Source organism: Collinsella provencensis (assembly GCF_900199705.1).
GTDB lineage: Bacteria > Actinomycetota > Coriobacteriia > Coriobacteriales > Coriobacteriaceae > Collinsella > Collinsella provencensis.
In genome coordinates this window covers 429,246-448,974 of sequence record NZ_LT904908.1, presented here as the reverse complement: position 1 = coordinate 448,974, position 19,729 = coordinate 429,246, and the positions used below count along the sequence as shown (strand labels likewise).

Annotated in this window: 18 protein-coding genes and 1 tRNA gene; 18 read left to right on the top strand and 1 reads right to left on the bottom strand. The window is 57.4% G+C overall.

The window, feature by feature from the left end:
• Positions 1-58 precede the first annotated feature (58 nt).
• Positions 59-1,399: an RNA polymerase sigma factor RpoD gene (rpoD, locus tag C1711_RS02000; protein WP_102337560.1), complete on the top strand. Its 1,341-nt coding sequence runs from the start codon at positions 59-61 to the stop codon at positions 1,397-1,399.
• 354 nt (positions 1,400-1,753) lie between these two features.
• Here rpoD and C1711_RS01995 read toward each other — a convergent pair.
• Positions 1,754-1,828, bottom strand: a tRNA-Asn gene (locus tag C1711_RS01995).
• Positions 1,829-2,183: 355 nt separating this feature from the next.
• Here C1711_RS01995 and pyrR point away from each other — a divergent pair.
• The 17 genes from pyrR to C1711_RS01910 all read left to right on the top strand — a co-directional run bounded on the left by pyrR (position 2,184) and on the right by C1711_RS01910 (position 19,574).
• Positions 2,184-2,765, top strand: coding sequence for a bifunctional pyr operon transcriptional regulator/uracil phosphoribosyltransferase PyrR (pyrR, locus tag C1711_RS01990; RefSeq protein WP_102337559.1), 582 nt, complete (start codon positions 2,184-2,186; stop codon positions 2,763-2,765).
• A 3-nt stretch (positions 2,766-2,768) separates the two neighbouring features.
• Positions 2,769-3,713 carry an aspartate carbamoyltransferase catalytic subunit gene (locus C1711_RS01985; RefSeq protein WP_102337558.1) on the top strand — a complete coding sequence of 315 codons (945 nt, stop codon included), beginning with the start codon at positions 2,769-2,771 and terminating at the stop codon, positions 3,711-3,713.
• The gene (locus tag C1711_RS01980; protein ID WP_102337557.1) at positions 3,697-4,986 is read left to right on the top strand and encodes a dihydroorotase; all 1,290 of its coding nucleotides are present in this window, start codon (positions 3,697-3,699) and stop codon (positions 4,984-4,986) included. Before C1711_RS01985 ends, C1711_RS01980 begins: the two co-directional genes overlap by 17 nt.
• A 119-nt stretch (positions 4,987-5,105) precedes the next feature.
• Positions 5,106-5,876 (top strand): dihydroorotate dehydrogenase electron transfer subunit, encoded by a 771-nt coding sequence (locus tag C1711_RS01975; protein WP_102338524.1) that lies wholly within the window; start codon positions 5,106-5,108, stop codon positions 5,874-5,876.
• An 11-nt stretch (positions 5,877-5,887) separates the two neighbouring features.
• Positions 5,888-6,796, top strand: coding sequence for a dihydroorotate dehydrogenase (locus C1711_RS01970; RefSeq protein ID WP_199824873.1), 909 nt, complete (start codon positions 5,888-5,890; stop codon positions 6,794-6,796).
• A complete protein-coding gene (pyrF, locus tag C1711_RS01965; RefSeq protein WP_102337556.1) occupies positions 6,790-7,515 on the top strand; it encodes an orotidine-5'-phosphate decarboxylase in 726 nt (241 codons plus the stop codon). The genes C1711_RS01970 and pyrF overlap by 7 nt, the downstream gene beginning before the upstream one ends.
• Positions 7,516-7,716: 201 nt before the next feature.
• The gene (gene mihF, locus C1711_RS01960; RefSeq protein WP_102337555.1) at positions 7,717-8,025 is read left to right on the top strand and encodes an integration host factor, actinobacterial type; all 309 of its coding nucleotides are present in this window, start codon (positions 7,717-7,719) and stop codon (positions 8,023-8,025) included.
• Positions 8,026-8,601 (top strand): guanylate kinase, encoded by a 576-nt coding sequence (gene gmk, locus C1711_RS01955; protein ID WP_102337554.1) that lies wholly within the window; start codon positions 8,026-8,028, stop codon positions 8,599-8,601.
• On the top strand, positions 8,601-8,885 hold the full coding sequence (locus C1711_RS01950) for a DNA-directed RNA polymerase subunit omega (protein WP_102337553.1): 285 nt from the start codon (positions 8,601-8,603) through the stop codon (positions 8,883-8,885). The genes gmk and C1711_RS01950 overlap by 1 nt, the downstream gene beginning before the upstream one ends.
• Positions 8,886-10,172: a tRNA uracil 4-sulfurtransferase ThiI gene (gene thiI, locus C1711_RS01945; protein WP_102337552.1), complete on the top strand. Its 1,287-nt coding sequence runs from the start codon at positions 8,886-8,888 to the stop codon at positions 10,170-10,172. It abuts the gene before it with no gap.
• A gap of 210 nt (positions 10,173-10,382) precedes the next feature.
• Positions 10,383-11,108, top strand: coding sequence for a ComEA family DNA-binding protein (locus C1711_RS01940; protein ID WP_102337551.1), 726 nt, complete (start codon positions 10,383-10,385; stop codon positions 11,106-11,108).
• Between the two features lie 126 nt (positions 11,109-11,234).
• A complete protein-coding gene (locus C1711_RS01935) occupies positions 11,235-13,466 on the top strand; it encodes a DNA internalization-related competence protein ComEC/Rec2 (protein ID WP_159060022.1) in 2,232 nt (743 codons plus the stop codon).
• A gap of 87 nt (positions 13,467-13,553) precedes the next feature.
• Positions 13,554-14,513: a DNA polymerase III subunit delta gene (holA, locus tag C1711_RS01930; RefSeq protein ID WP_102337549.1), complete on the top strand. Its 960-nt coding sequence runs from the start codon at positions 13,554-13,556 to the stop codon at positions 14,511-14,513.
• A gap of 181 nt (positions 14,514-14,694) precedes the next feature.
• Entirely contained in the window at positions 14,695-14,955 is a 261-nt protein-coding gene (rpsT, locus tag C1711_RS01925; RefSeq protein WP_102337548.1) for a 30S ribosomal protein S20, read from the top strand.
• Positions 14,956-15,189: 234 nt separating this feature from the next.
• Positions 15,190-16,245, top strand: a complete 1,056-nt coding sequence (locus tag C1711_RS01920; protein WP_199824825.1) for a branched-chain amino acid aminotransferase — start codon at positions 15,190-15,192, stop codon at positions 16,243-16,245.
• A 460-nt stretch (positions 16,246-16,705) separates the two neighbouring features.
• Positions 16,706-18,595, top strand: a complete 1,890-nt coding sequence (locus tag C1711_RS01915) for a carbon starvation CstA family protein (protein ID WP_102337547.1) — start codon at positions 16,706-16,708, stop codon at positions 18,593-18,595.
• Between the two features lie 301 nt (positions 18,596-18,896).
• Positions 18,897-19,574, top strand: a complete 678-nt coding sequence (locus C1711_RS01910; protein WP_102337546.1) for a TIGR00266 family protein — start codon at positions 18,897-18,899, stop codon at positions 19,572-19,574.
• Positions 19,575-19,729 lie beyond the last annotated feature (155 nt).

The window sequence follows — 19,729 nt, the reverse complement described above, 5'->3', positions numbered from 1 at the left end:
GAATGGGTATAGAACCGTGGTAAAGTGATGAATCCTATGTGCTATGAAGGGAGCATCTGTGCCAAAAAAGACTCAAAGCACCGGATCTGAGTTGGACCCCACGATTGAAAAACTCGTTGATGCAGGGTCAAGGACGGGATCCGTTACTGAGGACGACATCCAAATCGCCCTTAAAGATGTCGATGTCACCGATGCCCAGCTGAGTTCCATCTATCAGGCGCTGCGCAACCGCGGCGTTGAGATTGTCTCTGCCGGCGAGGATGATGAGCCTGCCCTCTCTGTCGACGATGATGACAACGATGTCATGGACGTCGACGATCCCGATCGCGATGAGAGCGACGAGGACCATGACCTCAAGATGGCCAAGCAGGCTGATGCCGAGATGGCTTCCACTAAGTCGAAGAAGAAGGCCCGCACGGTGCGCACCACGCGCAGCCGCTCGCGTGTTCGCGGAATCGATGCCTCCACGGTTATGCTTACCGGCGATCCGGTGCGTATGTATCTCAAGGAGATCGGCAAGGTCGACCTGTTGAACGCCGCCGAAGAGGTCGACCTCGCCATGAAGATCGAGGCCGGTCTCGACGCCACCGACAAGCTCGAGCGCCAGGAGGCCGGTGAGCTGGAGCTCTCCCGCGCCGAGATGCGTCGCCTCATGCGCGTGGAGCAGGTGGGTCTGGATGCCAAACAGGCGCTGATTTCCGCCAACCTGCGTCTGGTCGTCTCCATCGCCAAACGCTATGTCGGTCGCGGCATGCTGTTCCTCGACCTCATTCAGGAAGGCAACCTCGGCCTGATTCGCGCGGTCGAGAAGTTCGACTACGAGAAGGGCTTCAAGTTCTCCACGTATGCCACGTGGTGGATTCGCCAGGCCATCACCCGCGCTATTGCCGACCAGGCGCGCACCATCCGTATCCCCGTGCACATGGTCGAGACCATCAACAAGCTCGTTCGCGTGCAGCGTCAGCTGCTTCAGGACCTCGGACGCGACCCGACTCCCGAGGAGATCGGTGCTGAGATGGATATGAGCGCCGATCGCGTGCGCGAGATTCAAAAGATCAGCCAAGAGCCCGTGAGTCTCGAGACTCCTATCGGCGAGGAAGAAGATTCCCAGCTTGGAGACTTCATCGAGGACTCCCAGGCTGTGGTGCCTGCCGATGCCGCGAGCTTCTCGATGCTGCAGGAGCAGCTCAAACAGGTGCTTGACGGTCTTGCCGATCGTGAGCGCAAGGTTATCGAGCTGCGTTTCGGTCTTGCCGACGGTCATCCGCGCACGCTTGAGGAAGTCGGTCGCGAGTTCGGTGTCACGCGCGAGCGCATTCGCCAGATCGAGTCCAAGACGCTTGCTAAGCTGCGTCATCCCAGCCGTTCCAGTAAGCTCAAGGATTACATCGAGAGCTAAGCTGGCTGTTGAGCTACATTGGGTTTCAGGTTTGTCGCCGAATTGTATTTCAAGTCAAGTTGCTGGTAAGGCCGCACCTCCGGGTGCGGCTTTTTTGTGTACACGCAACAAACGCGGAGCGCACCATTTATACGCGACGGCATTTTTTGCGTACGTGTGCCGCCTCTTCTGCGCGCCATTTCTTCCGCACTGCGAATTCCGTTGGTTTTTCGGCATTTGAGGGGTGAAAACGGGCTGAAAAGTGCGAAAAAGCAACGGAATTCGATTGGGTGTTTTGATTTGAGCTGGCTTTGATTGGATGTCATTCAATTGAAAGTAAATAAAAAACCCGCCGGTGGGGGCGGGTGGAAGTTCTGGCTCCTCGAGTAGGACTCGAACCTACAACAACGCGGTTAACAGCCGCGGGCTCTACCATTGAGCTATCGAGGAATATGTAGCTGCGCGTGCGCAACGGAGTTCATTATACGACATGGGTTCATATGTGCAACCTATTTTTTCTAAAAAATTTGAGAGATTGCCAATACGGCATTTGACCTGTGCTTCTTAAAAACGAGTGCATTTTCGTTGTGCAGTTCGAAAGGAAGCCAAAAGTTTGTGTGCATGCGACAACTATCTGTGTACAATAGGTTAGACCTTTAATCGTGGTACGAGATACCCGCAAGGAAAACATAGCTCTTGACTCGGAGTCTTCGTGGGTGTGCTCGTATCGCGTGACGCGGTCGGGCATTATTTTTTGGCTGTTGGGCCTATTGGAACACGGCCATGGCACAAAGGAAGGAGTTTGATGGGCATGTCTTCACCTAAGGCGGTCATCATGGACGAAACCGCCATCAGCCGTGCGATCACGCGCATTGCGCACGAGATCGTCGAGAAGAACGAGGGCGTTGAGAATCTCGCGCTTGTCGGCATCGTGACCCGCGGCGACCTGCTCGCCAAGAAACTCGTGGACGAAATCGAGCGTATCGAGGGGGTGCGCGTCGAGCTCGGAAGCCTGGACATCAGCTTCTACCGTGACGACTTCGCTACCTTCGCTCCCGAAGTGCACGCCAGCAAGGTCGAGTTCAACGTCGATGGCAAGCGCATTGTCCTCGTGGATGACATCCTCTACACGGGCCGCACCATCCGCGCCGCTCTCGATGCCATTATGGACCTGGGTCGCCCCAGCCGCGTCGAGCTGGCCGTGCTCGTCGACCGCGGTCATCGCGAGCTGCCTATCTGCCCTGATTTCGTGGGCAAGAACGTTCCGTCCGCACACAACGAGAACGTCCGCCTGTATCTGCAGGAAGTCGACGGTCGCACCACCGTCGAGATCTTCGATGTCGAGCCGGGCTCCCGCGTGGGCTCCGCGCCGCTGGGAGGCGAGTAGTCCATGTTCAACAACCATAAGCACCTGATCGACATTTCCGAGTATTCCGACTCGGAGCTCATGACGATCCTGACGACCGCCAAGGCCTTCTCTCAGGTCAACGAGCGTGCCATCAAGAAGGTCCCCACCCTCAAGGGCAAGACCATCGTCAATATGTTCAACGAGCCTTCCACGCGTACCCGCTCCTCCTTTGAGCTCGCTGAGAAGCGCCTTTCCGCCGATACTCTGAACTTCGGTGGCTCCTCCACCTCCACGGTGAAGGGCGAGAGCCTCATCGACACCGTCATGACGCTCGACGCCTACAAGATCGACTGCATCGTCGTGCGCGACCGCCACGCCGGCGCGCCCTACATCGTAAGCCAGGCCAGCCCTGCCGTCGTCATCGACGCCGGTGACGGTAAGCACGGCCACCCGACTCAGGCCCTGCTCGACCTGTACTCCATTTGGGAGCGCAAGGGGAGCTTCGACGGCCTCAAGGTCGGCGTCGTGGGCGACATCGGACACTCCCGCGTCTGCGGTTCCCTCATCCCTGCGCTCAAGATCATGGGTGCCGAGGTCACCGTCGTGGCTCCCGGTACGCTCATGCCGCCCGCGCCCGAGGTTCTCGGTGCCGACCACATCGCCTATAACCTGGACGACGTCCTACCCGATCTCGACGTGGTCTACATGCTGCGCATCCAGCGCGAGCGCCTCGAGGGCGCTCCGTTCCCGAGCCTGCGCGAGTATCACCAGCTCTTCGGCCTCACCAAGGCCCGTGAGCGCCTCATGAAGCCCGACGCGATCATCTGCCACCCCGGCCCGATCAACCGTGGCGTCGAGTTCGATTCCTACATGCCCGACCATCCGGAGCGCTCGGTCATCATCGACCAGGTCTACGCCGGTATCTGCGTGCGCATGGCTGCCCTGTATCTGCTGCTTGGAGGTGCCGATAATGGCCTTGCTTCTTAAGAATGCCCACGTCGTCGACCCGGCTGTCGAGCTCGACGGCATCATGGATGTCCTCGTTGACGGCGACAAGATCGCCGCGGTAGGCGAGGGTCTCACCGCCGAAGGTGCCGAGGTTCTCGACCTCACCGGTAAGTACCTCGTACCCGGCCTGGTGGATATGCATGTCCACCTGCGCGAGCCCGGTTACGAGGCCAAGGGCGATATCGAGTCCGAGACCGCTGCCGCTGCCAAGGGCGGCTTCACCGGTGTGTGCTCCATGCCCAACACTGACCCTGTGACCGATAACGGCGTGGTCATCGAGTACGTCAAGTCCGTTGCCGCCGTCAAGGGCCACTGCCGCGTGTATCCTTCCGGTGCCATGACCAAGGGCCTCAAGGGTGAGGTCATCTCCGAGATGGGCAACATGGTCGCCCACGGCGCCGTCGCCTTCACCGATGACGGCCGCGGCGTCCAGGGTGCCGGCATGCTGCGTCGTGCCATGGATTACGGCAAGATGTTCGGCAAGGTCTTCATGAGCCACTGCCAGGACGAGGACCTCGTCGGCGAGGGCCAGATCAACGAGGGCGTCGTCTCTACCCGTCTCGGTCTGCTCGGCTGGCCGGCGGAGGGCGAGGAGATCCAGATCGCCCGCGACATCCAGATCGCTGAGCTCACCGGTGCCAAGCTGCACATCCAGCACATCTCCACGGCCAAGGGCCTCGAGTATGTGCGCGCCGCCAAGGCCAAGGGTCTGCCCGTGACCTGCGAGGCCACGCCGCATCACCTTTTCCTCACCGAGGAGGTCTTCGACGGCACGTATGACACCTGCCACAAGGTCAACCCGCCGCTGCGCACCGCTGCCGATACCGAGGCGCTGATCGCCGGCGTGCTCGACGGCACGGTGGACGCCATCGTGACCGATCACGCCCCGCATTCCGACTGGGAGAAGTCCCGCGAGTTCGAGCTCGCCCCCTTCGGCATGATCGGTCTGGAGACCTCTCTTGCCCTGGTTATCACCAACCTGATCAAGACCGGCAAGATGGGTTACGCTCGCATGGTCGAGCTCATGAGCTCCAAGCCGCGTGAGATTCTCGGCCTCGAGCCCGTCACCATCGCCGAGGGCAGCGTCGCCGACATCACCGTGTTCGACGCCGATGCCACGTGGACGGTCGACGAGAACGAGTTCGTCAGCCACGCCAAGAACTCCGGTTTCAAGGGTGCCGAGCTTACCGGCCGCGCCACGGATGTCTTCGTGGGCGGCAAGCGCACGCTCGCCGAGGGCGTTGTTTGCTAACATAGCCTCAAGGGGCGCGCGGTGCGGCGACAAGATTGGCCCGTGCTGCGCGCCCATTGTCTCTGTCAACATTTTGCAAGGGAGAGGGGATACACATGCCAAATCCTTCACCCGCGCGCATGCATGACTTCGAGGTCATTTCAAACGAGAAGATTGCCGACGGCATCTTCTCGCTTGTTATTTCGGCCCCTAGGCTCGCACGTGCGCTCAAACCCGGTCAGTTCGTGAATATCCGCGTACCGGGTGACGCTTTCGAGCTCTTGCGCATTCCGCTGAGCTACGTGTCGGCAGATCCGGAGCACGGAACGGTCGAGATCTGGTATGCCGTGGTGGGCAACGCCACGCGTCGCATGTCCGCTTGGACGCCTGGAGCTACCAGCGATCTGCTGGGCCCCGGTGGTCACGGTTGGACCGCACCCGAGGGTACCAAGCGCGCTCTTGTGGTAGGCGGCGGCATCGGCGTTCCGCCCGTGCTGTGCCTTGCGCGTGACCTGATGGAGCGTGGTATCGCCGTCGATGCCTGCATTGGCGCGGCGACAGCCGACAAACTCGTGGGCGTTGAGGACTTTAAGGCCCTGGGCTGCGAGAACGTGTGCGTCGCCACCGACGATGGTACGGCGGGGGAGCACGGTTTTTGCACCGATTCGGCTTCGCGGCTCCTTGCCACGGGCGCGTACGACTACGTTGCCACCTGCGGTCCGGGCGTCATGATGCACGAGGTCGCCGATGCGGCGGCTGCGGCGGGCGTGGCGTGCGAGGCTTCGCTTGAGCGCATGATGAGCTGCGGTTTCGGTGCCTGCAGCACCTGCAATGTGGAGACCACGGACGGCATGCAGGGCGCCTGCATGTGCGGACCGGTGTTCGATGCGACCAAGGTGGTGGTTTGGTGAGCAAGGTGAATATGGCCGTCAACTTCGGCGGCGTGCAGATGAAGAACCCCATCAACACCGCTTCGGGAACGTTTGGTCAGGGTTGGCAGTTCAGCGAGCTCATGGATGTGAGTCAGCTCGGCGCCATTACGACCAAGGGATGCGCAGCCGAACCATGGCCCGGTAATCCCGCCCCTCGCATGACCGAGGTTCGCGGCGGCATGATGAACTCCGTAGGCTTGCAGAATCCGGGCGTCGAGGCGTTTGCTCGCGATTACGGTCCGTGGCTCTCCGACCTCACCGATAAGGGGACGCAGGTCATTTGCCAGGTCGCCGGTCACTCTACCGAGGAGTATGTCCGTGCGCTCGAGATGTTCGTGGAGCTGTGTCCCTGGGCTGCTGGCTTTGAGATCAACGTGAGCTGCCCCAACATCGCCGCGGGCGGTGCCGCTTGCGGCTCCACGCCCGAAGGGGCTGCGGGCGTCATGCGCGCTTGCCGCAAGGTGACGGACAAGCCGCTGTTTGTGAAAATGGCCCCGGTTCGCGTGCCCGAGATCGCCCGTGCCCTCGAGGCGGAAGGCGCTGATGGTCTAACGATCATCAATTCGATTTCCGGCATGTCCATCGATGTGCATACGCGCCGTTCCAAGCTCTCAAAGCCCACGGGTGGCATTTCCGGTCCGGCTTGCCATCCGATTGCCGTGCGCATGGTGTGGGAGGCCGCAAAGGCCGTCAATATCCCCATCTGCGGCGTCGGTGGCGTTATGACCGGCGAGGATGCGGCCGAATTCATCCTCGCGGGTGCGTGCTGCGTGTCGGTTGGCATGGCGAGCTTCATCGAGCCCGATGCATCCGTCCGCATCCTGCACGAGCTTGAGGCGTGGGCGGAAAGCCAGGGAGTTTCTGACATCAACGAGCTGATTGGAGCATTCGAATGCTAGAGTCCGATGCACGCGATCGCATTATCGTCGCGATTGACTGCGACCGCGACCGCGCCATGGAGCTCGCCGATGCCCTTGAGGGCCATGCGCAGTGGCTCAAGGTGGGTATGACCCTCTTTTATGCTGAAGGTCCGCAGATCGTGCAGGCGTTTAAGGAGCGCGGATTCAAGGTCTTCCTCGATTTGAAGTTCCATGACATTCCGCATCAGGTGCGTGGAGCTGCGCGTTCCGCGGCGCTTGCCGGGGCTGACTTGATGTCCGTCCATGGCTTGGGCTCCGGTGCGATGCTTGCGGCATGTCGCGAGGGCGCCGAACAGGCAGCCGAGGTGCGTGGCGATCGCCCCAACCTCGTTGCCATCACGGTGCTTACGAGCATGAATCAGGATGCCTTGGCCGAAATCGGCGTGACTGACGCGGTGGCCGATGAGGCGGCTCGTTTGGCACGCTTGGCGCAGGATAACGGTATCGACGGCATCGTGTGCTCTCCTATGGAGGCCGAGTCCATGCGCACGCTGTTGGGTCCGGATGCATGGATTGTCACCCCGGGCGTGCGCCCCGCAGGCGCCGCACTTGGCGATCAGTCACGCGTGGCGACGCCCGCCCAGGCCATCGAGCGCGGAGCAAGCCACATCGTGGTGGGGCGTCCCATCACCGGTGCCGATGATCCCGTCGTTGCGTACGAGGCGATTGTCTCTGAGCTTGTAGCGGGCGTGGAGTAACGATGAAGCGACCCCTGTAGCTGCGCGTATATTGCAAAAAATGCGCGAATACGGGGGTTTTAGTGCAGGTTTTGCCCGACATGCTTGCACTTTGCCCCACGTTAGACTACGCTATGATGCCGTTGAAGGTTCGAATCTGCACGTAACAACACGTAGAGAACCAATGACATGTAAGAAGAAGCCTATTATTTGGAGGTTCAAATGGCGCTTCCTCAGCTCACCGATGAGCAGCGCAAGGCTGCACTTGAGAAGGCCGCTGCCGCCCGTCACGCTCGTGCCGAGCTCCGCGAGCAGATCAAGAAGGGTTCCGTTTCCCTCGAGTCTGTTCTCAACTCCGACGATCCGATTGCTTCCCGCATGAAGGTCTCCACGCTCATCGAGTCTCTCCCCGGCTATGGCAAGGCCAAGGCCGCAAAGATTATGGACGAGCTGGGTATCTCCGCCACCCGTCGCGTTCAGGGCCTCGGTGTCCGTCAGCGCGAGCAGCTCCTCGAGCAGCTTACCAAGTAAGTGAGCCTCACCGAGCCAAAGCTCTTTGTGATTTCCGGGCCGTCAGGCGCAGGGAAGGGTACGCTGGTCGCGCGCGTGCGCGCGGTGCGTACCGACCTGGGTCTGACGGTTTCCGCTACCACGCGAGAGCCGCGCGCCGGCGAGATCGACGGCGTGAACTATTATTTTTTGACCGACGATGAGTTCTCCGCCCGCATCGAGGCGGGGGATTTCGTTGAATGGGCGCAGGTGCATGATCACCGCTACGGCACGCTTGCCAGCGAGGTCGATCGCAATCTGGCCACGGGCCAATCCCTCATTCTTGAGATTGACGTTCAGGGTGCGCTTGCCGTTAAGGAGCGCTTCCCGGAGGCTGTTCTCATTTTTATCGAGCCACCCTCGCTCGAAGTTTTGAGAGAGCGCCTCATCGGCCGTGGCTCTGAGACTCCAGAGTCATTGGCGCTGCGTCTGCATACTGCTGAGAGCGAGATGCAGCTGCGCGACCGTTACGACGACATCGTGGTCAACGACGATCTCGACCGTGCTACCGACGAGCTCCTCGTCGTCTTAAACGCTCATGAAAGGAATGCTTGCTAATGTCTGTTGTGAAGCCTGCTATCGACGATTTGCTCGAGAAGACCGATCACAATCGCTTCCTTCTCGCTTCGCTTGCCTCCCAGCGCGCCTGCGATATCAACAATATGCTGCGTGGCCAGCACAATCGTGTGTTGACCGTCCAGGATACCGATGACATCACCGTGATGCTCTCCGGCAAGGACACCATTTCCATGGCGATGGAGGAGATTGTGGATGGCACGATTTCCTACGATCACGAGCGTTATGCGAACGCTCTGAGCCACATCGATCCCACGGAGGAATAAGTGGCCAGTCGTGTTTGCCTGGTTCATTATCATGAGATAGGGCTCAAGGGCAAGAACCGCTCCCGGTTCGAGCACGTGCTCATGGATTCAATCAAGGCGGCTTTGGCCGCCTTTTCCGTTGCGACCATCACGCGCATTTCCGGTCATATTTTGGTGACGTTTTCCGAGCGTGGCGAGGCCGAAGCCGCTATGCCGCTGATTGCCAAGGTTCCGGGTGTCGCCCGATGCTCTCTGGCATTTCACACCAATCGTGAACCGGCTGAGTACTGCAAGGCGGCCATCGAGGCTCTGCGTGAGTTTGGGTCGTTTGAAACGTTTAAAGCTGCCTCGCGCCGCTCCAATACAGATTACGAGCTTACCAGCATGGATTTGAACCAGCAGGTGGGCGAGGCGCTCTGTTTGGCGTTCCCCGATAAAAAAGTCAAGATGAAGGATCCCGATGCCACGGTGCACGTGCTCGTGGTGCAGGGAAGCGTCTACGTGTACGCCAAGAGCATCCGCGGTGTGGGAGGCTTGCCGCAGGGGTCTGCCGACAAGGTTGTGACGCTGTTGAGCTCGGGTATCGATTCTCCGGTTGCAACGTGGCTGTTGGCTCGCCGCGGTGCGGTGACGGTTCCCGTGCATTTTTCCGGGCGCCCGCAGACGGCGGATACGAGCGAGTATCTCTGCCAGGATATTATTCGCGAGCTGGCTCCCGCGGTGCAGATTGGCCGCATGTACGTGGTGCCGTTCGGTGACTGTCAGCGTGAGATTTCGCTCAAAACCCCCTCTGACCTGCGGGTGATCATGTATCGACGCGTGATGTACTCCGTTGCGGAGCGTATTGCAAAGCTCGAAGGCGCCAAGGCACTCGTGACCGGCGAATCGCTTGGCCAGGTGGCATCGCAGACGCTTGAGAACATCATGGCAGTCAATGAGGTCGTGGATATTCCCGTCTTCCGTCCGCTTATCGGTTCGGATAAGCAGGAGATTATCGCGCGTGCTCAGCAGATCGGCACGTATGACATCTCGTGTCAGACTGCTCCCGACTGCTGCACGCTGTTTATGCCGCGTCGTCCCGAAACGCATGCCAAGCTCGATGCAGTGCATGAGGCGTGGGAGATGTTCGACCATGAGGCGATGATCGAGCATTTGGTCGATTCGGTCGAATACGTCGATTTCGATGCCCCGGTGTACCATCGTCCTCGTGCGATGAAGGCGCGTCACGAAGTGCTTGCGCCACGTGAGACTCGTGTTCGTAATCATAGTGACAAGACGTTTGACGATGAGGAATTGCTCGAGAAGTAATCCGAATACTCCAGCTGTACGTTGATAATTGCCCCTTGGTGCATGCCTTCCTCGTGATTTGCATGGGCCAAGGGGTTTTTATTTAATTTACCTACATTTACCTGCGATTTTAGATGACGAGGGGTTAACTCGTAAGGTCGCATTCCACTTTCTGTTTTTGTTTGCCGCCGGCACATTCCATCTTGGCACTATAGAGATGGAGGTGGTTGGATGGCACAGCTGGAACGAGGGGAAGAGAAAAAGCGTCGGCTGATCACAACGTTACGGCAACGTCCTATGCTTTTGGTGGCGTTGACACTAGTTGTGGGGTTACTTGCTGGTTCGGCTCTGTTTGGCGTGTTGCAGGCAGTGGATGCAGGCGGTATTGAGATTGAGCGCGTGAACCTGCGAAGTGACGATACGGCAGATGATGCCGAAGCTACATCTAAGGGACAGCGTGAGGCAGGGGAATCTGACGATAAGAATGATGAAGAAGTCTCGTCCCCGCAGGGTGATGTCATTGTTGTAGATGTTGCGGGGGCGGTTGAAAGTCCTTCGGTTGTTCAATTGCGTGAGGGGGATCGCGTTCAAGATGCGATAGATGCTGCCGGTGGTCTTTCAAGCGATGCGGACGTGTCGAGCGTGAACCGTGCGGCAAAGCTTGTGGATGGACAACAAGTGTACGTTCCTCACGAAGGTGAGGACATATCGACACGGGCATCGGGTAGTGCATCTGGAGGAGCATCAAGCGTAACATCCGGTTCATCGCTGGTGAATATTAACCTAGCGAATGTGGAGGAGCTCGATACGCTGCCGGGAATCGGGCCTTCGACCGCGCAATCCATTGTCGATGATCGCGAAGCGAATGGTCCATTTGCATCCCCTGAGGACTTGATGCGGGTGAGCGGCATCGGTGAAAAGAAGTTTGAGAAGCTCAAAGCATCGATTTGCGTGTGATGGCGCATGCGTACGGGGAAATTGGAATTACCTCCGCGGCCCTATGTGCCTCCGACTGCCTTCGGTGCCCTGGGATTATGCGGGTCTGCCGCACTTGTGCTGAATGAGGGGTGGCGTTGGCGCGCCATGTCGTGCATTCTTCCTGTCGGTCAGATCGGCGCGCTTGTTGTGCTGGGATTTCTTGTCCTCGCCCTTGGAGTGATGTGTAGAAAACGAATGGGAGCTGCAGAGCGATTATGCAATCAAGTTCGCTGGAAGGAGGCCTATAAGGTTCTCTGCTGCGTGGGCGTAGGTATGCTCGTGGGTTGTGTGACGGCGTCTGTTTGGTTGTTGAGATGGCAGGGACACGCTCGCTCGCTTGGGGGCGTCTCGATTGGCTCGTGCACGCTTGTGGTGAAAGGTGACCCAAGCATCGGAGAATTTGGGATTTCGTCGACTGCCGACGTGCTGGACGGAGTGTCGGGACGGTATCGAGCATCGGTTCGTTTTACGGCGGATGAAGCGTTTGAGGCGGGTTCTAAGCTCAGAGTGGTTGGCAGGCTGAAGCCGCTTGGCGACGATGAATGGGCGCGAAGCCGATTCATGAAGGGAGAGGTGGCCCATCTACAGGTAGTGCGGGTGATCAACGCTGATGGCGGCAGTTTTTTGCACGGCGTGGACGGACTACGCTCCTTACTCCTCACCGCGATAGATCCCAGACAGACTGATGCGCGAGCGTTACTTGCAGGAACGATTTGCGGACGGACGACAGAGCTGAACAAAACTGAGGCGAACGAGGCATTTGCGCGCTGCGGTCTTTCTCACCTCGTTGCCGTATCCGGAAGCCATCTGGCGTTCATTTCGATGCTGCTCGAGGCGGCTTTGCGCAAGACACGGTGGGGAAGTGGCTTAACGCGCTTTGTGGTGCTTGGCGTGATGGTGTGGTATGTGTTGTTTACCGGTTGCGCCCCCTCTGCGATACGTTCGGTGGTGATGGTCGCAGCGAGTATGGCCACGACCCTTTTCAAACGCCGTGCTCACCCGTTGTCAGGATTGTCGTGGGCGATATGCGTCTTGATGGTTTGCAATCCAGGCACGGTCTACGATCTGGGCTTTCAACTGTCTGCGCTGAGCGTTTTATTCCTGCTGGTATTTGGCAAATATGTTGCACATCTTTTGGAACAACTGGGTATTCCGAGCGTGATGTCCGAACCGCTCTCGCTCACGCTGGTTGCGCAATGGGCGACGCTCCCATTGACCGTTCCGGTCTTTGGGGAGATGTCGGTTGTGGCCCCCTTGGCAAACGTGGTGGTTGGTCCGGTCATGAGTGCCTTGCTGGTTGTGGGGCTACTGGTCACCCCCGCGGCGTTGCTGCCGTTTGGCGCCTGCATGCTGGTGATCCCCGACACTCTGGCACGTGTTTCGATCTTTCTCGCAAACATGTTTTCACGGATTCCATATGCGTCGGTGAAGATTGAAGCAAGTTGGTGGTTACCGATTGTCGCGTATGGTTTTGCCGTACTGGCGTATATCGCATGGAAAGATGTGAGTCGCGCCACGATGGCGATTGCGTTTTCACTTGTTGGGGCGTTGTTGCTTGGGAACACGGTGCGTTGGTTGCTATTCGCACCGCCTTCAGTCGTTGTTTTGGATGTTGGGCAAGCGGATGCCATTTTGTTGCGAGACGGGCCTCATACCATGCTTGTAGATGCAGGTGTCGATGAACAGGCTGCTATTGCGCTTACACGCAATTATGTGATGCATTTGGACGCAGTGGTCGTGACGCATTGGGATCGCGATCACTGGGGAGGTTTGCCTGACATACTCGATTCGATTCCCGTTGATCGCATCATCGTGGCAGAAGGGGCGCTTGCCGCTATGCCCGAGGAGCTGGAAGAGCGGACGATAGAGAAAGCTGAACTTGCTGAGGGCGACTGCGTACATGTGGGCGCTTTTGCATGCACCATGGTGTGGCCAGATGTTCCCGTTGATGGCGAGGAGAACTGCGATTCAGTTTGTCTCGGTGTTTCATATGAACGAGCAGGCAAGACGCTCGACATGCTTTTGACGGGAGATGCCGAGTGCGAAGAGCTGGCAGTATTTGCGGATGAGGTCGGCGATATTGATGTGCTTAAAGTGGGGCATCATGGCTCGAAGGTTTCGTTGACCGGAGAGCTGCTGGACGTGCTGGAACCTGAAATCGCCGTTGCAAGTGCCGGCGAAGACAACTCATACGGACATCCGGACAGGGCGTGTGTCCAGCTCGCCAAAGATGCAGGCGCTTTGTTTTTATGCACGAAAGATGTTGGGGATATCGTCATTTATCCAGGCGAAACAGGCCCGCGCGTCACGACGGAGCGTTCAGAGATTTTGAAGTAGCCAAGAGGGAAAGGAGGACGGTTGAATGGCGAGAGGGTAGAATGAGCCGAGTGTAGATACTGCACATGAGTGAGCGGAGGTGAAGCTATGGCTGAACAGCAACTTTTGCCGGGATATCTTGTTGTTGGGGCGGATGAACTGAAGCGCGTGCGTTCAATCGAGCGCATGCGCGCCCGCCTTGAGAAGACCGGTATGGCGGACTTTAATATCGATGTGCGCGATATGGCAAAAGACCCGCAGATCGATGATGTCATCGCTTCGCTCAATACGTTTCCCATGGGCGCGGATTTCCGTCTTGTTATCCTGGAAAACTGCGACAAATTGCCCAAGACGGTGAGCGAGCCTCTGGTCGAGTACTTTGCGAATCCGTCTTCAACGACGGTGTGTCTCGTCATTGCGACATCGCTTGCGAAGAACACGCGTCTGTATAAGGCGATTGCCAAGCTCGGGTCGAAAGCTGTGATAGATTGCGGGCTTAAAAAAGCATGGGAGATGCCTCCGCAGGTAGTCAAGATGGCGCAAACGCATGGTAAGCGCATGTCGATTAACGCGGCGGAAGCGCTTGTCGCCCGTGCAGGTGAGAATACCCGCATGCTCGATAACGAACTGAAAAAGCTCGCAGCCATGATTGAGGGTCCGGAAATCTCGCTTGCCGATGTAGAACGCCACGTTGCGCGCACCGTGCAGGTCAAGCCGTGGGAGTTTTTGAACGCTGTTTCTGCGCGCGATGCGAACAAGGCCCTCGAGCTGCTTAAAATGCAGCCTGAAAAAAGTGAAGTGCGCTTGTGGTCACTTTTGGTGACGCGTATCCGTGAGCTCATCATCGCAAAGGCGCTGGATGCACGTGGACAGGGGAGCCAACTTGCCTCGACGCTCGGTGTGCAGGGCTGGCAAGTGAAAAATCATCTTACGTGGGCGCGTCGCTGGCGCATGGAAGAATTGCTCGACGCCCTATCTACGGCAGCGGAAACGGAGCTGGCGTTGAAGGGGTCTCGCGACAGCGAGCTCGCTTTTCTCATGTGGGTGACGGGAATCATGCGTCCCTAGCGCTGTGCCGTAGGTCATCGAAATGAACTAACTTGTGGATTCTGCTGCGTAACCTGCACAATTGGGCGATATGTGCTTGCACGAGGGCGAAGGCGTGTGTACAATACTCGACCGTATGACCTCAACCCGTGTCTCAGAGGCCGGATAGAACGTAAGAAGTATTCGAAAGGAACCGAACCCGATGGCAAACATCAAGTCCCAGAAGAAGCGCATCCGCACCAATGAGATCGCTCGCGTTCGCAACAAGGCGATCCGCTCCGAGCTCAAGACCGTGATCAAGCACGTTAAGACCGCCGTTGAGGCTGGCGACAAGGCTGCTGCTCAGGCTGCTGCCACCACTGCTTATCGCAAGCTCGACAAGGCCGTCGCCAAGGGTGTTATTCACAAGAACCAGGCTGCCAACCGCAAGTCCGGCGTTCAGAAGCTCGTGAACAGCCTCTAAGTTTTCCAACATCTTTGATGTGTGACGGGTCCCGCAGGAGCGGGGCCCGTTTTTTGTTGTACGGCTTATATTGACGCATTTCCTCTTCCGTTAAACTTTGATGACCTATAGGTCACTCCATTTCGATAGAGTGCACAAAGGTACAATCCCACGCATCGTTTGTTTGACGCTTTGGGCGGTTTGAAGAACAGCGATATGCGTTGCCGTTTAGCGGTTTGAAAGGAAGGCTGAGCAATGATTACAGAGAACTTGGGTGCGAAGAAAAAGCAACTTGATTGGTCGAATTTGGACTTCAACTATCGCAAGACCGATTACAGCTTCGTATCCAATTGGAAAAACGGTGCATGGGACGCTGGCGAGCTTACAGCGGACCACACGATTACGCTTTCGGAGTGCGCTGGCATTTTCCATTACTGCCAAGAGGTTTTCGAAGGTCTCAAGGCTTATACCACGCGCGATGGCGACATCGTGTGCTTTCGTCCTGATTTGAACGCGCGTCGCATGGCCGATTCTGCTGAGCGCTTGGTGATGCCGCCGTACCCGCAGGATCGTTTTGTCGATGCGGTTGAACAGGTTGTACGTGCTAACGCAGCATGGGTTCCGCCGTTTGGGTCGGGTGCAACGTTGTACGTGCGCCCCCTTATGATCGCTACAGGCGATGTTATCGGTGTCAAGCCGGCCGATGAGTATCAGTTCCGCATTCTGGTCACACCCGTGGGTCCTTATTTCAAGGGTGGAGCCAAGCCCATCCGTCTGTGCGTTGCGCGTTATGATCGCGCGGCGCCCCATGGAACGGGCAATATCAAGGCGGGTCTTAATTACGCCATGAGCTTGAAATCAGGTATGGATGCTCATGCTGCAGGTTTTGCCGAGAATCTCTATCTGGATTCGCAGTCGCGCACCTACGTTGAGGAGACCGGTGGCGCCAACGTGCTGTTTGTCGATCGCTCCGGCAAGCTGGTGGTGCCCGTTTCTCATACCGATTCGATCTTGCCCTCCATCACACGTCGTTCGCTTGTACAGGTTGCGCGCGATTTGGATGTGGATGTCGAGGAGCGTCCCGTTACATGGGATGAGGTTGCCTCGGGTGCGTTTGTGGAGTGCGGTCTGTGCGGTACCGCTGCGGTGATTTCCCCGGTGGGTGAGATTCACGATGATAAGGACGTCGTGACGTTTGAAGAGGGGCACGAGTGCATGGGTCCCGTTATGACTCGCCTGCGTGAGACGCTTACAGGTATCCAGGATGGAACGGTCGAGGATGTTCACGGTTGGGTGCATAAGATCTGCTAGGTTTTGAATGTATGCCTTGTCTTGCGACAAATTACATCGTTATCAAGATGAAACATCCGAAACATGAATGTAACGAGAAGCAAAGAGGATGGACTTTAGCAAAATAGAGTGTATCCTACCAACAACTGTTGGCAGACGCGCCGCTTTGAGCGGTGCGTCTTAAGAAGAAAAGGTTGTCGATCATGAGCATGAGCCGTCACGAGCTACTAACCATTATTGAGATTATCTAGCGCGGGTGGCTGCTGGTCGCCCGTGGGATTACGGGCGGCTCGACATACAGATGCGAGGTAGAGGGCCGTCGTTAAATGCGACGGCCCTCTTTTTGTATCTATAGGGTGCATGTATTGGTTGTGTGGCAGCATCTCGAAAGTGTTTTCCAAGTTCGCAATGGGCTTGCAAAAAGCGTTTAAGACGACACGCGACAGATGTTTTCGATGACATTTCTTGGAAAGGAAGTAATATGAACGGAGTTGTTGTAATGGCGGTGGCTGCGGTGGTGCTTGCCGCAGGTTACCTTGTCTATGGCCGTTGGCTGGCAAAAACGTGGGGTGTAGACACCGATGCCCTTACGCCGGCACGCCGCATGGAGGACGGGAAGGATTTCTCACCTGCATCGCGTTTCACCACGTTCTCGCATCAATTTAGTTCGATCTGCGGAGCGGGTCCCGTTACGGGAACCATTGTCGCCATGATGTTCGGTTGGCTGCCGGTGCTTTTGTGGGTCATGGTGGGTGGCATATTCTTTGGTGCTGTGCACGATTTTGGTGCGCTGGTCGCCTCGATGAAGAACAACGGCAAGTCACTCGCCCAGCTCATCGAGAAGTACATCGGCCGTACGGGACGTCGCCTGTTTTTGCTGTTTACGTGGCTCTTCTGCATCATCGTGATTGCTGCATTCACCTCGATGGTCGCCGGAACCTTTAAGACCACGGTTGACGCTGCAACGAATGCTGTGAATTTCGATGCTTCGTATGCGGCGGGGTGCGCGGGTACGATTTCGATGCTGTTCACCTTTGTTGCCATCGTCTTTGGATTTGTGTGTCGCAAGTTCAACCTTGCCGGTGTGCGTCAGTTCGCGTTTGCCGTCGTTCTCATGGTTGCGATGTTTGCGGTAGGTATGCAGTTCCCCATCTATCTGGACATGAACGGGTGGATTGCCGTCGTCATGGTCTACCTGGTGTTTGCCGCAGCGATGCCCATTCAGGTCCTCAAGCAGCCTCGCGACTACCTCACCAGCATCATGATGATTCTGATGATTGTCTGCGCAGTGTTGGGCATCATGGTTTTGGGAGTGAATGGACAGGCAGTTATGACCGCGCCTGCAGTGGTCGATGCGGCGACGCTTGATCAGCTCGCGCAGCGAGGCAACTATCTGTTCCCCGTGTTGTTTGTTTCCGTTGCCTGTGGCGCCCTTTCCGGTTTTCACAGCTTGGTCTCTTCGGGAACGTCTTCCAAGCAGGTCGAGAAGGAGTCTGACGCGTTGCCCGTGGCATACGGTGCCATGGTGGTCGAATCTTTCGTGGGTGTGCTGGCTGTAATCATCGCAGGCATCATGTTCTCGACCATGAATACGACCGGCGCCGGTGGCGCGGCTGTGGGAACACCGTTCCAGATTTTTTCGGCAGGTATCGCACGCGGTATGACCTCGTTTGGCGTGGATTCAACTGTTGCGACGGTCTTCATGACTATGTGCGTCTCGGCGCTGGCACTTACCTCCCTTGATGCCGTAGCGCGCATCGCACGCACCTCACTTACTGAGTTTTTCGCCTCTAGCAATGACGCACTTGCCGTTTCGGCCGAAAAACGTGGGGCCATGCGCGTGTTTGGCAATCCCTGGATTGCTACTGCCGTGACATTGGTTCCCGGTTTGGCTCTCACCTTTGGCGGCTACACCAACATCTGGCCGTTGTTTGGCGCGAGCAATCAGCTGCTGGGTGGTATGTGCATGATTACGCTCGCAGTCTTTTGCAAGTGCACGGGTCGTCGTGGCTGGATGCTGTATGTGCCGGTGGCATTCCTGCTGGTGTGCACGTTCACCTCGCTGGTTCAGAGCGCTTGGGGTTGCTACGTTGCGGTATCTGCCTATGGCTTCTTTGGTTACATGCCCGACGCATCTGGTGCTTTGATATCGGTCGCAGCTACCAAGGGTTTGCAGCTGGTATTTGCCATGCTCCTCATGGTTTTGGGCGTTATCGTGGCCTATCGCTGCCTGCGTGAGCTCTTTACCAAGCAGGCAGGTTCTTTGCCCGACGAGGAGCCCGAGTGGACCGAGATGGGACGAGATCATGTGACTGCTTCGGAACGTTCGGTTTCTGTCGTTCTTCCGATGGGAGAAGGCGCCGAGGCATAAAACGTTTGGGTATACGGGCACGCTTTGGACGTTGTTCTGTCGATTGGTATCGGGGCATGTTTCAGCGCGCCACCCAGCTGCGCGGCTACTTGTTCTTTTGAAGTGCACATGCCGCCTCGTAACTTCTCAATCTCCTGAAAAACGTGGAAATACCTGTTAGAAATGATAGGTCAGACGTGGATTATCTGTGCTCCTGATACCTGTCCTAGGCGAAAAGACACCGCCTAGCGAACAACCCACCAGCCTTTTGGTTGCCTCTATAAACTTGATTTCAAGGCGGTTCTCGAGAAGGGAGCATCGGATGAACTACGAGATTTTTGGACAGACCGTTCCTGCCGTTGAATTGACGCTCGATGCGGGTGAAACCGTCTTCACGCAATCTGGCGGTATGTCGTGGCAGACTGATGGTTTCGAGATGGGCACGAACACGCGCGGCGGTTTTCTCAAGGGCCTTGGGCGCGCCTTTGCGGGTGAGAGCATGTTCATGGCGAACTACACCTCGATGCGCGACGGTTCGAAAATCGGTTTCGCCTCAACGGTTCCCGGCACTATCGTCCCTGTTGATGCGAGCAGAGACCCCCTCGTTATTCAAAAGGGAGCGTTCCTGTGCGCCGAGACGACCGTAGAGCTCAACACGATTTTGACAAAGAAGGCCGGCGCTGGTTTCTTCGGCGGCGAGGGCTTTATCCTCCAGAGCCTCGGTGGCACGGGCATGGCATTCCTCGAGGTCGACGGCGATGCCGTCGTGAGGGAGCTCGCCCCTGGTGAGGTGCTCAAAGTTGATACGGGCAATGTCGTTGCCTTCTCTCCCTCCGTCAATTATGAGATCGAGACGGTTAAGGGCCTGGGGAACATCGTGCTTGGCGGCGAGGGTCTGTTCCTGACAAAGCTGACGGGGCCGGGCAAGGTTATCGTCCAGACGATGAACGTCGCTGAGTTTGCCCAGCACATCGCAACGCTCATTCCTGCAAAGGGATAGTTTTGTAGATTTCTGCGAAGAGGCGATCCCGAAGGGATAGCGATTTTATCGGGTCGGTGCACTATGGGGTGCATCGGCCCGATACGTGTTATTATGCTGCCCACAGGCGTTGATGGGGACGAGTAGGTCGTATCCATGCGGATGAGAGAGCTCGG

What these genes read in the sequence shown, in the direction of transcription:
- pyrR (WP_102337559.1), top strand. Translation starts at nt 2,184, where the DNA reads ATGGGCATGTCTTCACCTAAGGCGGTCATCATGGACGAAACCGCCATC.
- C1711_RS01985 (WP_102337558.1), top strand. Translation starts at nt 2,769, where the DNA reads ATGTTCAACAACCATAAGCACCTGATCGACATTTCCGAGTATTCCGAC.
- C1711_RS01980 (WP_102337557.1), top strand. Translation starts at nt 3,697, where the DNA reads ATGGCCTTGCTTCTTAAGAATGCCCACGTCGTCGACCCGGCTGTCGAG.
- C1711_RS01975 (WP_102338524.1), top strand. Translation starts at nt 5,106, where the DNA reads ATGCATGACTTCGAGGTCATTTCAAACGAGAAGATTGCCGACGGCATC.
- C1711_RS01970 (WP_199824873.1), top strand. Translation starts at nt 5,888, where the DNA reads ATGGCCGTCAACTTCGGCGGCGTGCAGATGAAGAACCCCATCAACACC.
- pyrF (WP_102337556.1), top strand. Translation starts at nt 6,790, where the DNA reads ATGCTAGAGTCCGATGCACGCGATCGCATTATCGTCGCGATTGACTGC.
- mihF (WP_102337555.1), top strand. Translation starts at nt 7,717, where the DNA reads ATGGCGCTTCCTCAGCTCACCGATGAGCAGCGCAAGGCTGCACTTGAG.
- C1711_RS01950 (WP_102337553.1), top strand. Translation starts at nt 8,601, where the DNA reads ATGTCTGTTGTGAAGCCTGCTATCGACGATTTGCTCGAGAAGACCGAT.
- C1711_RS01940 (WP_102337551.1), top strand. Translation starts at nt 10,383, where the DNA reads ATGGCACAGCTGGAACGAGGGGAAGAGAAAAAGCGTCGGCTGATCACA.
- C1711_RS01935 (WP_159060022.1), top strand. Translation starts at nt 11,235, where the DNA reads ATGTCGTGCATTCTTCCTGTCGGTCAGATCGGCGCGCTTGTTGTGCTG.
- holA (WP_102337549.1), top strand. Translation starts at nt 13,554, where the DNA reads ATGGCTGAACAGCAACTTTTGCCGGGATATCTTGTTGTTGGGGCGGAT.
- rpsT (WP_102337548.1), top strand. Translation starts at nt 14,695, where the DNA reads ATGGCAAACATCAAGTCCCAGAAGAAGCGCATCCGCACCAATGAGATC.
- C1711_RS01920 (WP_199824825.1), top strand. Translation starts at nt 15,190, where the DNA reads ATGATTACAGAGAACTTGGGTGCGAAGAAAAAGCAACTTGATTGGTCG.
- C1711_RS01915 (WP_102337547.1), top strand. Translation starts at nt 16,706, where the DNA reads ATGAACGGAGTTGTTGTAATGGCGGTGGCTGCGGTGGTGCTTGCCGCA.
- C1711_RS01910 (WP_102337546.1), top strand. Translation starts at nt 18,897, where the DNA reads ATGAACTACGAGATTTTTGGACAGACCGTTCCTGCCGTTGAATTGACG.